Source organism: Erysipelothrix aquatica, assembly GCF_009828825.1.
Classification (GTDB): domain Bacteria; phylum Bacillota_I; class Bacilli_A; order Erysipelotrichales; family Erysipelotrichaceae; genus Erysipelothrix; species Erysipelothrix aquatica_A.
On the sequence record NZ_WTTA01000005.1, the window covers coordinates 1 to 20,072 of the forward strand.

The 20,072-nt window shown below is 38.1% G+C and carries 19 protein-coding genes, 6 tRNA genes and 1 pseudogene; 17 read left to right on the forward strand and 9 right to left on the reverse strand.

Translation table 11 applies throughout. The annotated features are described in order from the left end of the window. The 6 genes and pseudogenes from GVV22_RS09290 to cysE all read left to right on the forward strand — a co-directional run. Positions 1–122 (forward strand): annotated as a pseudogene (locus GVV22_RS09290) (IS30 family transposase); the annotation flags it as partial. Between the two features lie 189 nt (positions 123–311). Then, the gene (locus GVV22_RS09295) at positions 312–1,235 is read left to right on the forward strand and encodes a polysaccharide deacetylase family protein (protein WP_159649838.1); all 924 of its coding nucleotides are present in this window, start codon (positions 312–314) and stop codon (positions 1,233–1,235) included. 93 nt (positions 1,236–1,328) lie between these two features. Then, positions 1,329–1,874: a hypothetical protein gene (locus GVV22_RS09300; protein ID WP_159649839.1), complete on the forward strand. Its 546-nt coding sequence runs from the start codon at positions 1,329–1,331 to the stop codon at positions 1,872–1,874. Then, positions 1,874–2,800, forward strand: coding sequence for a helix-turn-helix transcriptional regulator (locus tag GVV22_RS09305; RefSeq protein ID WP_159649840.1), 927 nt, complete (start codon positions 1,874–1,876; stop codon positions 2,798–2,800). The genes GVV22_RS09300 and GVV22_RS09305 overlap by 1 nt, the downstream gene beginning before the upstream one ends. Positions 2,801–2,869: 69 nt before the next feature. Beyond that, positions 2,870–3,526 carry a deoxynucleoside kinase gene (locus GVV22_RS09310; RefSeq protein ID WP_159640691.1) on the forward strand — a complete coding sequence of 219 codons (657 nt, stop codon included), beginning with the start codon at positions 2,870–2,872 and terminating at the stop codon, positions 3,524–3,526. 11 nt (positions 3,527–3,537) lie between these two features. After that, complete coding sequence (cysE, locus tag GVV22_RS09315) at positions 3,538–4,068, forward strand: serine O-acetyltransferase (protein WP_159649841.1); 531 nt, start codon at positions 3,538–3,540, stop codon at positions 4,066–4,068. 29 nt (positions 4,069–4,097) lie between these two features. Here cysE and GVV22_RS09320 read toward each other — a convergent pair whose 3' ends face one another. After that, complete coding sequence (locus GVV22_RS09320; RefSeq protein WP_159635386.1) at positions 4,098–4,889, reverse strand: CorA family divalent cation transporter; 792 nt, start codon at positions 4,887–4,889, stop codon at positions 4,098–4,100. An 81-nt stretch (positions 4,890–4,970) separates the two neighbouring features. Here GVV22_RS09320 and GVV22_RS09325 point away from each other — a divergent pair, with 81 nt between their 5' ends. The 6 genes from GVV22_RS09325 (at position 4,971) to GVV22_RS09350 (ending at position 11,943) form a co-directional block, all read left to right on the forward strand. Then, the gene (locus GVV22_RS09325) at positions 4,971–5,645 is read left to right on the forward strand and encodes a response regulator transcription factor (protein ID WP_159649842.1); all 675 of its coding nucleotides are present in this window, start codon (positions 4,971–4,973) and stop codon (positions 5,643–5,645) included. Then, positions 5,635–6,639 (forward strand): sensor histidine kinase, encoded by a 1,005-nt coding sequence (locus tag GVV22_RS09330; RefSeq protein WP_159649843.1) that lies wholly within the window; start codon positions 5,635–5,637, stop codon positions 6,637–6,639. Before GVV22_RS09325 ends, GVV22_RS09330 begins: the two co-directional genes overlap by 11 nt. 11 nt (positions 6,640–6,650) lie before the next feature. Continuing rightward, the gene (locus GVV22_RS09335; RefSeq protein ID WP_159649844.1) at positions 6,651–8,606 is read left to right on the forward strand and encodes an FtsX-like permease family protein; all 1,956 of its coding nucleotides are present in this window, start codon (positions 6,651–6,653) and stop codon (positions 8,604–8,606) included. A gap of 89 nt (positions 8,607–8,695) precedes the next feature. After that, the gene (locus GVV22_RS09340; RefSeq protein WP_159649845.1) at positions 8,696–9,463 is read left to right on the forward strand and encodes an ABC transporter ATP-binding protein; all 768 of its coding nucleotides are present in this window, start codon (positions 8,696–8,698) and stop codon (positions 9,461–9,463) included. Beyond that, positions 9,453–11,495, forward strand: a complete 2,043-nt coding sequence (locus tag GVV22_RS09345; protein WP_159649846.1) for an ABC transporter permease — start codon at positions 9,453–9,455, stop codon at positions 11,493–11,495. Before GVV22_RS09340 ends, GVV22_RS09345 begins: the two co-directional genes overlap by 11 nt. A gap of 49 nt (positions 11,496–11,544) precedes the next feature. Continuing rightward, on the forward strand, positions 11,545–11,943 hold the full coding sequence (locus GVV22_RS09350) for an effector binding domain-containing protein (protein ID WP_419178510.1): 399 nt from the start codon (positions 11,545–11,547) through the stop codon (positions 11,941–11,943). Positions 11,944–11,959: 16 nt separating this feature from the next. Here the strand turns inward: GVV22_RS09350 and GVV22_RS09355 are convergent, their stop codons facing one another. The 8 genes from GVV22_RS09355 to GVV22_RS09390 form a co-directional block, all read right to left on the reverse strand. Further along, a complete protein-coding gene (locus GVV22_RS09355; protein WP_159649848.1) occupies positions 11,960–12,652 on the reverse strand; it encodes a hypothetical protein in 693 nt (230 codons plus the stop codon). Positions 12,653–12,760: 108 nt separating this feature from the next. Beyond that, positions 12,761–12,834, reverse strand: a tRNA-Gly gene (locus tag GVV22_RS09360). 7 nt (positions 12,835–12,841) lie between these two features. Continuing rightward, positions 12,842–12,917, reverse strand: a tRNA-Asp gene (locus tag GVV22_RS09365). A gap of 176 nt (positions 12,918–13,093) precedes the next feature. After that, positions 13,094–13,169 (reverse strand) — tRNA-Asp (locus tag GVV22_RS09370). A gap of 84 nt (positions 13,170–13,253) precedes the next feature. Beyond that, positions 13,254–13,622 (reverse strand): hypothetical protein, encoded by a 369-nt coding sequence (locus GVV22_RS09375; protein ID WP_159649849.1) that lies wholly within the window; start codon positions 13,620–13,622, stop codon positions 13,254–13,256. A gap of 131 nt (positions 13,623–13,753) precedes the next feature. Then, positions 13,754–13,827, reverse strand: a tRNA-Gly gene (locus GVV22_RS09380). A gap of 8 nt (positions 13,828–13,835) precedes the next feature. Continuing rightward, positions 13,836–13,911 (reverse strand) — tRNA-Asp (locus GVV22_RS09385). 5 nt (positions 13,912–13,916) lie between these two features. Then, positions 13,917–14,007: transfer RNA gene (locus tag GVV22_RS09390), tRNA-Ser, on the reverse strand. A 392-nt stretch (positions 14,008–14,399) separates the two neighbouring features. Between GVV22_RS09390 and ytvI the strand changes: the two genes are divergently transcribed. From ytvI to tuf, 5 genes are all read left to right on the forward strand, one after another. Next, positions 14,400–15,509 carry a sporulation integral membrane protein YtvI gene (ytvI, locus tag GVV22_RS09395; RefSeq protein WP_159649850.1) on the forward strand — a complete coding sequence of 370 codons (1,110 nt, stop codon included), beginning with the start codon at positions 14,400–14,402 and terminating at the stop codon, positions 15,507–15,509. A 215-nt stretch (positions 15,510–15,724) separates the two neighbouring features. Beyond that, complete coding sequence (rpsL, locus tag GVV22_RS09400) at positions 15,725–16,144, forward strand: 30S ribosomal protein S12 (protein ID WP_159635356.1); 420 nt, start codon at positions 15,725–15,727, stop codon at positions 16,142–16,144. Between the two features lie 28 nt (positions 16,145–16,172). After that, a complete protein-coding gene (rpsG, locus tag GVV22_RS09405; protein ID WP_159635353.1) occupies positions 16,173–16,643 on the forward strand; it encodes a 30S ribosomal protein S7 in 471 nt (156 codons plus the stop codon). A 33-nt stretch (positions 16,644–16,676) separates the two neighbouring features. Further along, positions 16,677–18,740, forward strand: coding sequence for an elongation factor G (fusA, locus tag GVV22_RS09410; protein ID WP_159649851.1), 2,064 nt, complete (start codon positions 16,677–16,679; stop codon positions 18,738–18,740). Between the two features lie 105 nt (positions 18,741–18,845). Next, the gene (gene tuf / locus GVV22_RS09415; RefSeq protein ID WP_159635347.1) at positions 18,846–20,030 is read left to right on the forward strand and encodes an elongation factor Tu; all 1,185 of its coding nucleotides are present in this window, start codon (positions 18,846–18,848) and stop codon (positions 20,028–20,030) included. The last annotated feature ends 42 nt before the right edge of the window (positions 20,031–20,072 follow it).

A 20,072-nucleotide genomic window follows, 5' to 3' on the forward strand; every position in this document is an offset into this window, starting at 1 on the left:
GACAACAATATCTTGATGACATTGCCTTTAAAATCAACTCAATGCCTCGCAAAATGTTTGACTTTAAAACTGCCTATGAGATAGAATTTTTAAAAATGAATAGTGGTGCGGTTGAGATTTGATAAAAAAAAACCAAACCTCGGTTTGGTTTTTTTTGGTGTGAAAGAACCGATTAATTTAACGAAGTTGAAGAAAGAAACGAAGTCTTAATTTTTTGACGATAATGAAGATGAACTTTTGATATAATTACTTATTAAGTTAGTGTAAAGTTTTGTATAATGAAATTAATAAATGATATGGGGTGGGGGACAATGAAGAAGAAACGTCAACTGCGCTTTCAAGTGAAGGTAGCAGTGAGTGTAGTTTTAGTAATGGTTTTAGTGATGACAAGTTATTATGCAGTATCTCATGCATTTGAGCGCAAAGATAAAGCCTATACAAGCTTACAATTGGAAATTGAAGAAAAGGCAACGAAAGATGCGCTATTGAAGCAAATTAATCAAGATGGCATACCTGTTTTAGCGTATCATGGCGTTACAAGCGTTGAGACAAAAGCAGGTCGCTATAGCAATTCTGAGCTTTGGATTGATGATATACAGTTTGATTCACATATGAAAGCACTCCATGATGCTGGGTATGTATCCGTAACGTTGGATCAATTTTATGAATGGTACGTGAATGGTCAACCTATCAATCCTAAATCGGTTCTAATTACATTTGATGATGGCATGAAAGATGTCATCACGTACGCGGGGCCAGTTCTAAAAAAATATAATTATACAGCCGTTTCGTTCAACATTGGATCGTGGGTTAAAACAGGCGAGCGTGCATTTATTAGTATGGAAGATATGGAAGCAAATCTTGATACGTTTGAACATGGTAATCATTCCTTTGATTTTCACCGTATTGTTCAATTGAATCAAGGGGGTTACACCCGAATTACTGTTATGAATGACGCTGATTTAATGAAAGATTTTGAACTCGCAAATCAGTATGCGCTAAAACCACACCAATATTTTGCGTACCCATTCGGGTCGTTTAATGCGTCGGTGATCGATGCATTAATTAAGAATAACTATCGCTTGGCATTTACATTTTCTGCACCAGTAACGGGTCATGTGAATGCGCGACCTCAAGATGGGCAATGGACAGTACGAAGATTGCCAGTTTATGCGAGCAACTCTGCGGAAGAACTCATTTCACTAATCACTCCGAAAACAGAAACACCTTCATAAAGGTGTTTTCTTTTAAAAATTTCCAATAAAGTAATAATATATGACAGAAATTGTCGTATACTAGTTATATACTAGGTTCAAGAGGTGATCAATATGACAAAAGGATTAACAATTGCAAACTTAGTACATTCAATGAAAGGACACGATATTACAACGTTTATCCGTGACCAGCACTATCAATTTACAGAACGCTTCGGACTCAATTACGATGAACCTGTCATGGTAACACTCAAATTTGAATCGCACCAAGATGCCCATGACTTTTATAATGAAATTCGAATGAATCCTACTTATGTGCAGGAGTACACAGTTACATCACATCCATTCCATGAATTAAGTCTATGTGTTACAGGTCAAGCAACTTTGTATGATTATTTTGGAAGTCGTGAGCCAAATCTTCTCACAATAAGCCGCGATTTAGATCTACGCTTTGAGATTGAATTTGTCCAAAGTTATTCAAAAACAACCTTTACAGGTTCTGTAAACCATGGAGAACTTCTAAGTCGTCAATGTTTGATCGAAGTGAGTGATGTGCTTCCTGAATTAACATTGGGAGGTTTGGTTCAAATTGGTCGTAGTGAACGTGAATTCGAAGATTTACTAACCCGTTGCTATATCGTGAAAGGTATGTCACTCTAATGAGCAAATTAACGAATGCATTAGCAATGCTTGATATATTGTCCGCACGTGCAATCGTGCCAATTGATGAGCTGGCACAAGCATTGGAAATTAGTGCTCGTAGCGTTCAAAGATTGAAGGAAGAATTGGAAGATGCGGGATATGTCATCGGAACCGTCATGGGTCCAGGCGGTGGCTACCAGCTCCACAGTCGTAGTCAAATCCCGCCCGTTGCATTTGATATGAAAGAACGCAAAATTTTGAAACAGGCACTCGCAATGATCATTCAGCACAATAACTCTGCCATGGGCGGAGATTTTGTGCGTGCAGTGTCAAAACTATCGCAGCAACTCAACTACCAAGATGTCAGCAACACAATGGCCTTTCAATCGGTTAAATTAAATGTCGATGTGAAACAGTATCAAGAGCATCTTGAATTAATTGAGGCTGCGATTGAAACGCACCAACGACTCAAACTGAGTTATAAGAAAACTCATAAAGATCGGAACACGTATATATTTGAACCGTATGAACTCATTCTCGTAAATCAATTCTGGTATATGATGGGTTATGATGAACGAAATCGCTATCTTAGTTTGAAAGTTAATCGCATTGAAACCCTGACGATGCTAAATGAAACATTCCGTTATGAAGCACCGAGCAATAGCAAGGGGGCCATCACAGAATTTGGATATAAAATTAAGCCGGTTCAAGCGACATTAATTGTTCGTAATCTCGATTTTCTTAGTGAGTACATTTGGGGAAAAAATCAGGTGATAACGTGGTTAGACGATCATCGTTTTCATATGGAATTGGAGTTTCCTAATGAAGCAGCAGCAAAAGATTTTATTCGTAAAGGTGGTGCAAATTTGGAGGTGTTAGCGCCTCTAGAACTAAGAATGTGGATTCGGGATGAGGCACAAAAAATCATTGCAAAATATGATTGACAATCACTTGCAATTTACGCAATCACCGACTACACTTATAGTACATGAAATTTGGAAATGGTGACGACTATGAACTTTTCATACAAAGAAATATTGAGTTATGTATCAAAGAAAGAGGTCTATGACATGATTGTTATTGAAGGTGTTGTAGGGGTTGGGAAAAGCTCCTTAATGCGTATTATTGCAGAAAATGATTATGAAGCTTTTGAAGAACCCGTAGTAGATAATCCAATTTTGGATAAATTCTATTATGATCGTGAGCGCTATGCGTTTCCACTACAAGTATTCTTTTTGAATAAACGATTCGAGCATATTAAACAGGCTAAGGATGTATCCAAAGCGGTTATGGACCGAAGCATTTACGGAGATGCAATTTTTGCAAGGATGTTAAATCTAAGTAAGGAAATGAGCGATGAGGAATTCCAAACCTACACGGAATTACTAGCAAATATGTTGGAACATGTGCATGTTCCGAAACTAATGGTCTATCTTGAAATTAGCGTTGATGAAGCAATGCGTCGTATTAAAAAACGAGGCCGTGATTATGAATTGGTGGTTGAACGTGAGTATTGGCAGAAACTCAATGATGAGTATCGTGCCTACTTCGATAACTATGACTTATCGCCAATCCTTAAAATTAATGTTGATAATTTAGATTTTGAAAACAATCCTGAAGATCGAAAAGTTGTTCTTGCACAAATTCAAGAAAAACTTAATACATTATAAGCGGGCCAGTTGTGAAGTGGCTCGAAACAGCGAAGGCGTATAAAAAACATGATCCAGCCGTTCGAACTATTGCAGAAGTGCTTTTCCTCTATCCAGGTTATCACGCAATGGGATATTACCGAATTGCGCATCAGCTTTACAAGTATCATTGCTTTTTCTTAGCACGTTTGATTTCCCAAATAGGTCGTTTTATGACTCAAATCGAAATCCATCCTGGCGCACAAATTGGGCGCCGCTTCGTGATTGATCACGGTAATGGTGTTGTGATTGGTGAAACGTCAATAATTGGTGATGACTGCCTGATACACCACGGTGTTACTTTAGGGGGTAAGACACGTCAAAAAGGGAAGCGACACCCAACTTTGGGACATCGTGTTCATATAGGAGCTGCTGCTCAAATTATCGGTGATATTACAATCGGTGATAACGCCGTAGTGGGCGCGGGAAGTGTCGTAACACACAATGTTGCTCCCGGTGATATTGTTGCAGGTGTGCCAGCACGAACTATACGCAGTCGATGCTCAGATAGTGGTAAAATATAAAAGTTTGGCTGATAAGCCAAACTTTTTTGTTAGAAGAAATCTTTTTTGTAAAGGTATGCAACGGTCGCAATCGTTAATACCGTACTAATTGTAAAAACAATGACTAAAGAATAGGGGTGCCCCTGAAATGGTAGGTCAATGTTCATTCCATAGAAACTGGTAATAAGTGTTGGAATGGACAGAACAAGGGTAATGGCTGATAACCGTTTCATCGTTATGTTTAGCTTATTCGAAAATAAGGAATCCGATACATTCATAATCGCATCGATAATCTGTTGGTACATAATGATATTTTGATCAAGTTGATTGATTTCAATTCGTATATTGGCATATTCAGAAGCATTGGCAGGTGACCATAATTGCTCAGGTTTCTGGTCATTGATATATTGGGTGACATCACCAATCGCGTTGATGGCAGTTTGATACCAAATGAGTTGCCGGTTGATACTAAATAATTGCCGTATGTTTTCTTTCGTAATTCCCCGGTCCATGACATTCTCAAAGTGATTCAGCTTAGCATTCACATACTTAACCAGTGTCTCGTAATTTCGTAATGTCTTAATGATTAGATCCGTAAAGGTAAAATCAGCGACGTTGTCATCGAGAATGACAGTATCGTGCGCATACAATGTATAATCGGAGCCATCGGCCTCTACACAAATGGGGTGCAGATTTTTAGGGCTACTCGGGTAATTAAGAATGATAAATGTTTTATTATCGAGATGCCGAATATGTGCCAACTCAGCTTTATCACGAAGTGATTGAATGACATAAGCGGGCAAGGTTAAGGTCGTTGCGTCGGTGTAAGTAATTATTTTCATAGGAACCTCCATTTTAGATATTATATCATGGTTATGCATAGAACTGTTTTAGTGTATAATAAAAGAAATGGAGGCACAACTATGTATCGAATTATGATTGTTGAAGATAATGAAAAAATAAGAAATGAACTCAGTACATTTCTACAAAAAAACGGGTATGAAACCCTTGTTATCACAGATTTTGGGAGTGTTATCGAAGCGTTTAAAGAACAGGATGTCCATTGTATTTTGTTGGACTTATCATTGCCGGTTGTTGATGGCCATTACCTTGCCAAGGAAATCCGTAAGATTAGTGAGGTTCCAATTGTAGTGGTTACAAGTCGTGATAGTACGATGGATGAGCTGATGCTTATGAATTTAGGAGCCGATGACTACATCACCAAACCATATAACCTACAGATACTGTTGGCCCGACTCCAATCAATACTCCGACGTAGCTATGAAAAATCAGATAGCCAAGTCGTTACAATTCGTGGTGTCGAACTTGATTTACCACGCGGGAGTGTTAAGTATCGTGACGCCCAACAAGAACTTACAAAGAATGAGTTGCGAATTCTATCATTTCTCATTCAAAACAAAAATACAATCGTCTCAAGACAAGATCTGATGCAATATTTATGGAATACAGATTGGTTTGTTGATGATAATACATTAACGGTAAACATCAATCGCCTTCGTAAAAAACTTGAAGAAATCGGAATTGAAGACTTTATAGAAACCAAACGTGGTATGGGGTATACCATTTATGACAATTAAAGCATTCTTTGAAGACAAACGTTATATCATGCTATCAACACTGTTAGTAACAGTGTTTTTAGCTTTTTTTCTAATCGTTCTCAAAATACAATGGGAAATAATTGTGGTTGTTATAGTTTCAGTGCTCATACTGTTCTTTATTATGATGGGTGTCGAATTTAGTCGCCGTTTCAATTTTTATAATGAAGTTGTAATGAATCTCGCAGCACTTGACCAAAAATATTTAATTACAGAATTACTTCCGAATCCAGATTTTTTAGACGGTGATATCCTTATTGATACGCTTCAAATATCCAATAAATCGATGAGTGATTACGTCAGTGCCTACCGCCATAGTCAAGATGATTACATGAACTATCTTGATTTATGGATTCATGAGGTAAAAACACCCCTTGCAGCCATCGAATTAATTGCTTCAAATACCAACACCCGCGAGATGAAAGAGATTTTGGAAGAAACAACCAAAGTTGAAAACTATCTTGAACAAGTTCTTTATTATGCACGCTCTTCTTCACTAGAAAAAGACTATATCATTCAAAAAGTGAAACTTGAAGATTCCGTACGTAAGGTAATTAAGAATCTATCGTCAACGTTTATTCAAAAACGAGTCCAATTGGAATTGCATAATTTGGACATTGATGTATACAGTGATGCCAAATGGCTTGAGTATATTTTGAAGCAAATCGTTGATAATGCCTTGAAATATGTAACGCCAGGGGAAGGTACGATTGTAATTGCAGCAGAAACCCATAACCAAAGTGTGTCTCTACACATCAAGGATAATGGACCAGGTATTCCCGACAGTGATATTCGCCGCGTGTTCGAACGCGGATTCACCGGACAAACCGGTCGCTTCCACCAACAAGCAACCGGAATGGGGTTGTATCTTGTGAAGATACTAGGTGACAAACTTTACTTAGACATAAGCATTAGATCAGAGCAGGGGACACACGTTACCATTACATTTCCCAAATCCGATATGATGTTTCAATAAAGAGGTATTGTATGATGAGTGTTAAATTGGCCTTTGCCAATGTCAGAAAAAGCTTTAAAGATTATTTGATGTACTTTATCACACTGACATTTTCGGTGGCACTTTTCTATATCTTTGGTTCCGTTGATCAACAATTGTCGTTAATTAAAATACTTCGGGCATCTGATGGGATCGTAGCGAACTTCGATTCATTCATTCTTGGATTTTCAATTCTTGTTTTCATCATTTTCTATTTCTTAGTGCGTTATGCCAACAACTTCTTGGTCAAACGCCGCAATCAAGAATTTGCTACCTACATTCTACTGGGGATGCGTAATCGAACTATGGCCGTGATATTAGTCATCGAAACGCTTGTAATCGGGGTCGTATCACTAATAGTAGGACTCATCATGGGAGTTGCTCTTTCGCAAGTTACAAGTGTGTTTACAGCCTTTGTACTTGAAAGCGATATTGAGTTTTCTTTCATATATTCACAAGCTGCATTTAAAAATACCATAATCAGCTTTAGTATTATTTTCATTCTTGTGAGTTTCGGTAATATTAAGAAAATCCGTAAATTTAAACTTGTTAATCTTCTTAATGCAGTACGCCAAAATGACGTAATTTTGAACATAAAGCCTTGGTTTGGATATGTAAGCCTTTTAGCAGGGATGTATATTCTTTTTTATGCCTATCGATGGGCACTACAACCGTACCAGCTCATTATTGGATTCATTCCAATTGTATTCTTAGGAACACTCGCAACACTCATTATCTTTTACTCAATTGCGCATATCTTTATGAATCTAATTACGCGAATCAAACCTGTATATTATAGAGGAACGAACATGTTTGTGTTTCGTCAACTTGGAACTCGTATCCGATCCACCTATCGAATGATGACATTTATTAGTGTTATTATGCTCTTTTCATTGGTCTTTTTGACGACCGGAATCAATACGAATGCGTATCTTTTGAAAAGTGCTTACCATACCTCTCCCTATACTCTATCTGTTATGTATGACAAAAAAACGATTGACTTCCAAAACCATCTTTCAATGAATGAAGTACCCCTACAATATTCGCAATCGCTTGAACTCTACGAGAGTGAATACACAATTTCAGACTTTATCAACGATGATAAGTTTTATTCTGGAACAATATCTATCGTATCCAAACAAGATTACGATGCAGTTCGAGCACACTTCAATTTGCCGCCCCTAGATATGCATGCTAAAGATGTGCTCCTAGCAAGTGACATTGTTTCCACCAATCCGTTCAATCAATTTGATTCCAGCAAACTTGTAACCGAAATCAATCTTTTTGATGCGCCCAAAACGGTGCGCCAGATACCAAGCGCTGAAACAGTAATCCTAAGTAATGGAGCCGGAATGGCATCCTATTTGATTGTGGAAGATTCAGTTTTACAGATGTGGCAAACACACGGTTACATCAATTATATCCAGACTGTAGTGAACATCGATACGACCAATGATGAGATTATTGAACAATTGATTCCATTGAATCAAGACAGCAAAATATTTCTTTCAACTCAAGAAAACGCTCTACGAACTGTAAATGAAATCCGCGTCGCTATATCTTACACCACACTATATTTAGGTGTCGTATTTCTAATAAGTGCAATGGTCGTTCAGTCGTTGCATGTTATGAGTGATGCGTTGGATACACGGAAAAATTATCGAGTCCTCGATAAACTGGGTGTTGATGATCAAGCGTTCACGAAAATAATTCGTAAGCAAACGCTTATCTATGTAACGATGCCTTTAGTACTTGCGCTTTGCCATACACTCGTTGGAAACCGTGCTGTTGCGGCGAGTGCTGGTCTATTTGGGACTGATGCTACTACCTACCTAAACTATCGCGGTGTTGCCGTTGCACTCGTTATTTTTGTGTGCTACTTACTTTACTTCTATGTTCTTTATCGGTATATTGTCGGTCTTTTCAAAGAAAGAAATAAAAAACTATAAATTATGACAAAAATGTAAGTCCACTGTAAGTGAGATAAATTGTACTAAAAACTCAAGAAAGTATACTTAATATAGACACGGAGGGAATTATGACAACGATTCTAAAAGTAAGTAATATCGAAAAATATTACGGTAAAAAAGGTAATGTAACAAAAGCTCTCGATGGAGTTTCATTTGAAATTGAGAAAGGTGAGTTTGTTGGTGTGATGGGACCGAGTGGTTCTGGTAAAACAACATTGTTAAACTGTATCTCAACGATAGATTCAGTTACTAGTGGAGTCATTACAGTCAATGGAAAAGAAACGACGAAACTAAAAAAAGAAGCGCTCCAAGCATTTCGTAGAACTGAATTAGGATTTATTTTCCAAGACTTTAATCTATTGGATACTCTAACAGCATACGAAAATATTGCACTTGCGTTGACCATTCAAAAAGTCGGTCATAAAGAAATTGAAAAACGCGTGAGCGAGGTTGCGAAACTTCTAAATATTGAAGAACACCTTCAAAAGTTTCCATATCAAATGTCTGGTGGACAACAACAACGTGTAGCTAGTGCACGAGCATTAATAACAAATCCGAGTTTGATTCTTGCTGATGAACCGACAGGTGCTCTAGATTCAAAATCAAGTCGTATGCTTCTTGAAAAAATGCAAGATCTCAACGAAACACAACATGCAACAATCATGATGGTTACCCATGATGCTTTTAGTGCGAGTTATGCGAAACGAATTCTATTTATCAAAGATGGAAAAGTCTTTAATGAACTTATTCGAGGCAATCAGTCAAGAAAAGAGTTCTTTGACCAAATTATCGAAGTAGTAACTGTATTGGGAGGCGACACATCTAATGTACTCTAAACTCGCTTTCCGTAATGTGAAAAAGAGTTACCGAGACTATTCTATATACTTTATTACATTGATGTTTTCAGTAGCACTTTTCTATGTTTTTAACTCATTTGAACAACAATCAACAATCCTTAAAATGAATGAAATGCAAGGGTCAATGGTTAAACTATTGGTCAATGTTATGAATGTGATGTCTGTCATTGTTGCTGCAGTATTTGGTTTTTTAATTCTTTATGCAAACAACTTTCTGATTAAACGTCGTAAAAAAGAATTGGGTCTTTATACCCTTTTAGGAATGCCAAAACGAAAAATTTCAACGATTCTAATTTTAGAAACGATGTATATTGGATTCTTCTCATTACTAGCAGGGCTCGTCTTTGGATTCATTGCATCTCAAGGGACTGCTGTCTTAACGGGGAAAATGATGGCTGCAGACATGAATTATGGTTTTGTTTTCTCGCTCGAAGCGACACTCAAAACAATTGCTATTTTCTTAGGAGTATTCCTAGTAGTTGTGCTCTTTAATCGTATACTTCTTGAAAAATATGAACTTATAGAACTCTTAAGAGCCGATCGAATTAACGAAGAAAACTTTGTTAAACGTGCGTGGATGTCTGTTGTGATATTCATCGTTGGGGCGGGTCTACTCGTATATGCTTACAATTGGGCGTTGCAACCGATGCAACTTTTTATGCAGTTACTGCCGATTATCGCATTAGGTTCATTTGCAACGTTCTTGATTTTTAAATCATTCTCTGGCTTCTTACTAAAATTTATGCAAACAAGCAAAAAAAACTACTACAAAGGACTTAATGTCTTTGTGTGGCGTCAAGTGAGTGCTAAAATTAATTCAACGTATAAGATGATGTCTGTAATCAGTATTATGCTACTCTTCGGTATGGGAACTCTGATAACAGGATTTAACTTAAATTCCGTGATGTCGGAACAGATAGCAGGAATGATTTCCAATGATATTACTGTAAGATACTCGTACCCAATCGACAGTAACACGATTGGCCCTAACCTTATCAACTTAAAAGATTCGCGAATAAAAAATGCGGAAACTATGACCTACTACTCATCTGTAAATATGCGATTCGATGACGTTTTTGAAAAATATATCGATCAGAGTGATGCGAATAGCTTTATGTTCGGGATTACAGATGTTGGCTTCGTAAGCGTAGACAGTATTAACAAAGCTCGGGCAATGCAGAAACTTGATAAAATCACAATTGATCAAAATCAGTTTGCAGTGATTGCACCTATACAACAACTGGGTCCTGAAACAGTATCACCAAGTAATGTGTTTAAAGATGACGATAGCTACGCGTTTGCTAATCAAAACCTTTCATATAAAAAAATACAAGATATCGAAAAGACGAAATTCGATAATAACGGAAATGATGATGTATTGATTATCGTGAATGAGAATACGTTACAGAATATCAAGAACACAAATGATGAACTGACCTCAGCAGTAACAATTCATATGATAAGTACCCAATCATCAAAGGATGATAAGGAGTTTGCAAGAGAACTAAAAGAAGTGATTGAACCCCACTATAATAGCAACGTGGAGGGTGAAGATATGTTTGATTACATGTATTTTGTGACTTCCTCACAGGAATTGATTGAATCATCGATGGCGATGGGTTTACTTCTGACATATCTTTCATTCTATCTCGGGGTCGTATTCCTTGTGACAAGTTTTGTTATTCTAGCGCTCCAACAACTCTCAGAAGCTAACGACAACCAAAAACGTTATCAAATACTGGCTAAACTGGGTGTTGAAGATCGTATGATTGATCGCTCAATCTTTATGCAAAATGCAATATACTTCTTTATTCCGCTAATCGTTGCGCTATTACATACGTATATTGGTGTAAGCGCAGTAAACGTGAACCTAAAGTTGATTAGTTTGTCAGCAAGTTCAATTATGCCAGCATTAATTACACTCGGATTTGTCCTCATTGTATATGCGATTTACTTTATAATTACATATCAAGGAAGTAAAGCAATCATAAAAAATAAAATGACAAAATAAATTAGAGACCGTCGGTAGACGGTCTTTGTGTTACAATCAAATAAAGGAAGTGAAGAAAATGAATTTATACCTATTGGAATCGTTTAGAACTAATAATTTTACTGATGAAACGATGTTGAACAAAATCCAGGGAGCATGGGTGAATATATCAAAACTAGAGCCTGCATTGGAAGGAGATATCTATGCTATCTATACAGATTATCACAGTGACTATCGTGGTGATTATGGATTCGCTTTAGCGACACAAGAGCCTCGTACAGAAATGATGATACCAATCACACCAAATATCGACTACCGGGTCTTTGATGTGACGGATAGAGACGTTGCAGGAACATGGAAACATATTTGGGAATTGGAAGATAATGGGATGTTGAATCGCGCTTACACGATTGATTATGAGCGTTACGGCGTGGACGGCAGCATAAAAATCTATATTGCAATTCAGTAGATAGACAAAAGACGACTTATTGGAGGTCGTCTTTTGTTTGTTTGAATTGAATGAAGTGATCAAGGTTGAGCATATCGATAAAGTTATCTACACCGGTTTCAAAGAACAGTTTGAGGTTGGGATTCACATTATTATACTTTGCAGCTAATAAATCTTTGGGGTTGATAAGCTCTTTGCTTATGTCATATCGAATCTGCGCAATGAGAAGACATGCTATTGCATTTGTTTCATATCGAGTCCAATCAATTTGATAGTTAAGAGCATCAGCCGCTAAAATCTCTAGTGTTCCGTAATGTTTCGATAATAGGTTGCTTTCAAACATGGCTTTTTGAAGATAAATTGCAGTTTGTGTTGAAAGTTGATTACCGTATGCTGTGACATATGACATCACATCGTTAAATGAATCGAGACCTTCAGGTGTATTAAAGTATGTATGATGTATTTGAGAATCGAAGTCAGTTTGATAAAAGAGGTATGTGAGCTTTTGAAGAGCGCTTCGTAACGATTTGTCTTTTTCAAGTTTGTTTTGTTGTTCAATATATTTTTGTTGGTTTTTCTCAATTTTACGAAGTTCGTTCTTTTGTGATTGTTGATTTCCGTAGTATGAGCTAATATATCCAAAGATTGAACTTAGAAGTACACCTCCGACACTGATAAAGGCGGCGATGACTTGCGGACTCCAAATTTCGTTTTGTGTTGTAGCGGGCATTTGTGCTCCTCCCTTTTTGATATAGTTACAGTGTATCATAGATTAAATTCGGTTAATTGTGTAACGATTAAAAAAGAATGACAAATGTCATTCTTTAAATTTATAAATTGGAGCAGGTGAGGGGAATTGAACCCCCGCCTCAACCTTGGCAAGGTCGTGTTCTACCATTGAACTACACCTGCAATAGAATGGCGGTCCAGACGGGAATCGAACCCGCGATCTCCTGCGTGACAGGCAGGCATGTTAACCGCTACACCACTGGACCATTCATTGTATTGACTGCACTTCTTAGTGCTCATTTAGAATACCATAAGAACATACATAGTGCAACAAGAAAATGCAATTATTTGTAAATACAATTAAACACGTGTGAAAAGATCAACCTCATTAAAATGAATATAAAAAAAAAGCGAATTGAATTCGCTCGTAATTGACTAAGAATGGCGGTCCAGACGGGAATCGAACCCGCGATCTCCTGCGTGACAGGCAGGCATGTTAACCGCTACACCACTGGACCAGTTGATTTGCAACCCTTAGCGGATTATAGATTAACACAGGATTCTAATCTTGGCAATACTATTATTGAAAATAGTCTAAAATATTACACTAACTCAACCGCTGGCTGTATTATTGTGGCTTGATGGAAGAGTAATTTCAAATCATTATCTTGCTCGCGCCATATTGAAGTTCGTGCAAGATGTTCTTGGTCTTCTTGATTTCGAGATTCATAGTTTATGAGAAATGTACTAGGTCCAATTTCTTGTATCATAAAATTAGTAATGTCAATGTTTCGATCTCGCTCAGTTGAGCAAAGCGAATTAACAACACTTTCACGATTTTGTCGTGTACCGTCAGATTTTAGTTCAAAGAATGTTGGATCAATGCGTTGTTCGACATTTGCTTTGCAACTTATAAATTCAAAATCAAGAAAATCTAATTCATATTGTTTGAGTTTATTATTTATGTTCATTATGGCCCCTTCTACGTTCGATATCTGTACTTGAATTTTATAGTGAGATGTTGTTAAGGTCAAGGTAAAAACATCGAGTATTATTCAAGCCAATAAAAAAGAGCGACCATGTCGCTCTGTGCTATGCAATTTGGAGCAGGTGAGGGGAATTGAACCCCCGCCTCAACCTTGGCAAGGTCGTGTTCTACCATTGAACTACACCTGCAATACGAATGGCGGTCCAGACGGGAATCGAACCCGCGATCTCCTGCGTGACAGGCAGGCATGTTAACCGCTACACCACTGGACCATTAATGGCGGGGATGGAGAGATTTGAACTCTCGCGCCAGTTACCCGACCTATACCCTTAGCAGGGGCACCTCTTCAGCCACTTGAGTACATCCCCAGTGCATATATTCGCCATTTCGTGATTGCTTATACATACTATCACAAGAAACATATCATGGCAATACTCTTTTTGAAAAATTAACACCTTTTAAAACAGTGGCTTTTTGAATCAAGAGAGATGAATTTTAAGTGCGTGTATTTAACATAAAATACACATGAATTAAAGTTGATTTTGTTATTATATATAGAAAGGGTAGCCGGCTTACTAAAAGGAAATGGCCACTTTTGTAAAAAAATACACATCAATCATGGTAATGTCGTTAGTGGACAGTATTTGATGATAATCTTTGATATACTAAAATTAGATTATAAACCAGGTCTGAAGATGCTTTCCTGGAAATAAAAAGTATAATATTAAAACGTAGAGGAATTCGTTAAGGAAGGGTACTTATGACATTAGAAGAAAAGAAGCGGTTTATCATAAATTTTGTCTTTTATACATTAATTGCGGGGCTCGCATTTTTAGTCTTTAAGTTTTCGGTAAAGTATTTAACACCGTTTATTATTGGATTTGTGATTGCATCACTCTTAAAACCAATTATTCTAAAGCTTGTAAAAATGTTTGGCGAGAACAAATATCTCCGAATTGGAGTCATCGTTGTTTTCTATATAATAGTGGGGATCGTAATTTTCGGATTGACACTCGCAGCAATTTCGGGAATTCAAGGAGTTGTGAAGCATGCACCTACATATGTGGAATCAACTCTAATTCCAGCATTGACTTCGATATTCAATTATGTTGAGTCATTATTTGAACACATTAATCCAGAAATACTGAGCAATCTGTCAGAAGTTACTAATGCAATATCGAAACAGATTCAACAATTGGCTGGAACTGTATCTACCAGTGCAATTTCATTCTTGACCCGATTCGTCAGTAGCTTACCAAATTTATTCATCTCGATCTTAATTGCAATTATCTCTTCATTCTTCTTCACGTTAGACTATAAGAATGTGGTGGATACAGTGCTAGCATACTTGCCACAACGGTGGGTCCAGTTCATGTATGACGTCAAAGGCGGATTCTTTGATACTGTTGGGAAATACATGAAAGCCTATGCCAAATTAATGACACTCACATTCATTGAGTTATCGATAGGGTTTGCGCTCATTGGGGTTGGGAATCCAATTGGCTTAGCTTTTATGATTTCAATTGTTGATATCCTACCTGTACTCGGTACAGGTACGGTTATGATCCCGTGGACAATCATCGAACTGGTTATGGGAAATTTCGAACGGGCTATTGGTCTATTCGTTATTTATGTCGTTATCACGGTAATCCGTAATATTTTGGAACCGAAAGTGGTTGGGGATCAAATTGGACTACATCCGTTGGTAACGTTAATTTGTATTTTTGTAGGAATGAGACTTGCTGGGATTATTGGTCTATTTGGCTTACCAATCCTTGTAACAATTCTTAAGACGCTTCATGATGAAGGGAAAATCCAATTCTTCAAAAAATTTGAAAAAAGGGAACTTCCCCAATCTATCGAAAAATAAACATATTGAGAGTGGGTGGAGTACGGTGAGATAGTGTCACCTACTCCACGTAATAATTACGTGGAAAAAGTGTGGAAAACCTATTGACAATGAATCGCTATATGATAGAATGTAAAGGCTTATGATTAATCTAGGGTTTCTGCGAAGAGACCTAATTAATATGGAGCCCACGGCACACTTGGTACTGTGTGCAATAGTCAGGAAGGAGACAATTAATGCCTACAATCAATCAATTGATTACACATGGCCGTACAAGTCGTGTATACAAATCAAAATCACCGGCACTAGGTCGTAGTTTGAATACGATTAAACGTCAAACAACTCAAGTAAACAGCCCACAAAAACGTGGAGTATGTACACGTGTTGGTACAATGACACCTAAGAAACCTAACTCAGCTTTACGTAAATATGCGCGTGTTCGTTTGAGTAATGGTATGGAAGTTACGGCTTACATCCCTGGAATTGGTCACAATTTACAGGAACATAGTGTCGTTTTAATCCGTGGAGGTCGTGTTAAAGACTTACCTGGGGTCCGTTACCACATCGTTCGTGGAACATTGGACTGCGCTGGAGTTACAGACCGCCGTCAAAGCCGTTCATTATACGGTACTAAAAAACCAAAAGAATCAGAATAATACATCAAAAATGAGAGGAGTGAATTAAATGCCAAGAAAAGGACATGTTCCAAAGCGCGACGTGGTTGCTGATCCAATTTACAATTCAAAATTAGTAACACGTTTAATTAACAGAATCATGATTGATGGTAAAAAAGGTTTAGCTCAATCAATTCTATATAATGCGTTTGCAATTATCGAAGAAAAAACAGGACGTCAACCAATGGAGGTTTTTGAACAAGCACTTGACAATGTATTGCCAGTGTTAGAACTTAAAGCTCGTCGTATTGGTGGATCAAACATCCAAGTTCCAATTGAAGTAACACAAGAGCGTCGTTTGACACTCGGACTACGTTGGATCGTTCAATACTCACGTACACGTGGAGAGAAGACAATGGAAGAGCGTTTAGCTGCTGAAATTATCGATGCTTCAAATGGTACAGGCGCATCCGTTAAGAAACGCGATGACGTACACAAAATGGCAGAAGCTAACAAAGCTTTCGCACATTACCGTTTCTAATAAACAATATAGCGAAAGGAGATTTGAAAACTTATGTCACGTGAATTTACATTAGACAATATGCGTAATATTGGTATTATGGCCCATATTGACGCTGGTAAGACTACAACAACTGAGCGTATTCTTTACTATACAGGTCGAACACATAAAATTGGGGAAACTCACGATGGTGCCGCAACTATGGACTGGATGGCGCAAGAACAAGAACGTGGTATCACTATCACTTCTGCTGCGACAACTGCTGCATGGAATGGTCACCGTATCAACATTATCGATACACCAGGCCACGTAGACTTTACAGTTGAAGTTGAGCGTTCATTGCGTGTTCTTGACGGAGCGGTTACAGTTCTTGATGCTAAATCAGGAGTTGAGCCACAAACTGAAACAGTTTGGCGTCAAGCTACAAAATATAACGTTCCACGTATTGTATTCGTTAATAAAATGGATGCAACAGGTGCTGACTTCTACATGGCAGCCGGAACAATTGTTGATCGTTTAGGAGCTAAATCAGCACCTATCCAATTACCAATCGGTGTCGAAGATTACTTCGATGGCCTTATCGACATTGTTGAGCAAAAAGCTCACATGTTTGCCGATGTTTCACAAAAAACAGATGACATCATTGATGTTCCTGAAGAGTTTAAAGCTCAAGTAGCTGAAGCTCGTGAGAAACTATTTGATCAAATTTCTGATTTCGATGAAGATTTCATGATGATGATTCTTGAAGGTGTAGAACCTACTGTTGAACAAGTCAAAGCTACTATCCGTAAAGCGGTTATTAGTGGTGAATTCTTCCCAGTTCTTTGTGGAGCTGCTTATAAAAACAAAGGTGTTATCGCAATGCTTGATGCAGTTATCGATTACTTACCTTCACCATTAGACATCCCAGCCGTTGCAGGTACATTACCAAATGGCCAAGAAGCTGTTCGTGAAGCAAGTGACGATGCACCATTCTCAGCGTTAGCATTTAAAGTTGCGACAGACCCATTCGTAGGTCGTCTAACTTACTTCCGAGTATACTCAGGTGTTGCTACATCAGGATCACCAGTTTATAACTCAGTAAAACAAAAACGTGAACGTTTCGGACGTATCATGCAAATGCATGCCAACCACCGTGAAGAAATCGAATCAGTTTACGCAGGTGAAATTGCAGCCGCAATCGGTTTAAAAGTTACAGGTACAGGTGATACTCTTTGTGATGAAAAACACGAAATTATCCTTGAATCAATGAACTTCCCTGAGCCAGTTATTAACGTTGCTGTTGAACCAAAAACTAAAGGTGACCAAGATAAGATGGGTCTTGCTCTTGCAAAACTTGCTGAAGAGGATCCAACTTTCAAAACTTACACTGATGAAGAAACAGGACAAACAATCATCGCTGGTATGGGTGAGCTTCACTTAGATATCATCGTTGACCGTATGAAACGTGAATTCAAAGTTGAAGCAAACGTTGGTGCGCCACAAGTTGCTTACCGCGAAACAATCCGTAAAGCTGCTGACGCTGAAGGTAAATTCGTTCGTCAATCAGGTGGACGTGGACAATATGGACACGTTTGGATTAAGTTCGAACCAAACCCAGGAAAAGGATTTGAATGGGTTGACGCTGTTGTTGGTGGAACGGTTCCTCGTGAATTTATTAAACCAGCACACGATGGATTAAAAGCTGCTCTTGATGGCGGTTTAGCATATGGATATCCAGCAATCGATATTAAAGCTACTTTATTCGATGGATCATCCCATGATGTTGACTCCTCAGAAATGGCTTATAAAGTTGCTGCTAGCCTTGCATTACGTGAAGCTGCAAAACTTTGTGATCCGGTATTACTAGAACCAGTTATGGATGTTGAGATTACAGCTCCAGCTGAATACCTCGGTGCAGTTATGGGAGATATCTCATCACGCCGTGGACAAATCCGTGACCAAGAAGAACGTAACAATGCTGTTATCGTTAAAGCATTCGTACCTCTTTCAGAAATGTCAGGATATACTACAGATCTTCGTTCGTTTACACAAGGTCGTGGTAACTCATCAATGCAATTTGATCACTATGAAGCTGTTCCAAAGAGCATTGCTGAAACAGTAGCTAAGAAAAAATAAAACTTAAAACACTTAGTTAAACATTAATATTGCTTTTCATCATTGTTTGTCTTAATATATATTTGTAAAACAATGAGTTAAATTTTAAACAGGAGGACAATTCAAATGTCAAAACAAAAATTTGATCGTTCCAAACCACACGTAAACGTTGGTACATTGGGACACGTTGACCACGGTAAAACTACTCTAACAGCTGCTATTACAACTGTATTAGCTAAAAAAATGGGTGGAGAAGCTCGTGGATATGACCAAATCGATAACGCGCCAGAAGAAAAAGAGCGTGGAATCACAATCTCTACATCACACGTAGAATACGAAACAGAAGCACGTCACTATGCTCACGTTGACTGCCCAGGTCACGCGGACTACGTTAAAAACATGATCACAGGTGCTGCTCAAATGGACGGAGCTATCTTAGTAGTTTCAGCAACAGACGGACCAATGCCACAAACACGTGAGCACATCCTCTTAGCTAAACAATTAGGTGTTCCTTCATTCGTAGTATTCTTGAACAAATGCGACATGGTTGATGACGAAGAGTTAATCGACTTAGTTGAAATGGAAGTACGTGAAGCACTTTCAGAACAAGGTTACGATGGAGACAACGCTCCAGTTATCCGTGGATCAGCTCTTAAAGCTCTTGAAGGAGATGCTGCATGGGAAGAAAGAATCGTTGAATTAATGGACGCTGTTGACTCATACGTTGCAGATCCAGTTCGTGATACAGACAAACCATTCTTAATGTCTGTAGAAGACGTATTCACAATCTCAGGTCGTGGTACAGTTGCTACAGGACGTGTAGACCGTGGAGAAATCAAAATCAACGAAGAAGTTGAAATCGTTGGTATCCGTCCAACAGCTAAAACTGTTGTTACAGGAATCGAAATGTTCCACAAAATGTTAGACTCAGCTATGGCTGGAGATAACGTTGGAGCACTTCTACGTGGTGTTAACCGCGAAGAAATCGAGCGTGGACAAGTTCTTGCTAAACCAGGATCAGTTACACCTCACGTAAAATTCAAAGCTCAAGTTTATATCTTAAGCAAAGAAGAAGGTGGACGTCATACACCATTTGTTAACAAATACCGCCCACAATTCTACTTCCGTACAACAGACGTTACAGGTACAATCTTACTTCCAGAAGGAACAGATATGGTTATGCCTGGAGACAACATCGAAATGGAAGTTGAATTAATCGCTCCAATCGCTGTTGAGCAAGGTACAACATTCTCAATCCGTGAGGGTGGACGTACTGTTGGTGCTGGAAACGTTACAGAAATTATCAAATAATTTCTCAACAAACTAGTTAATCAATCTAAGGGAACTCGTAAG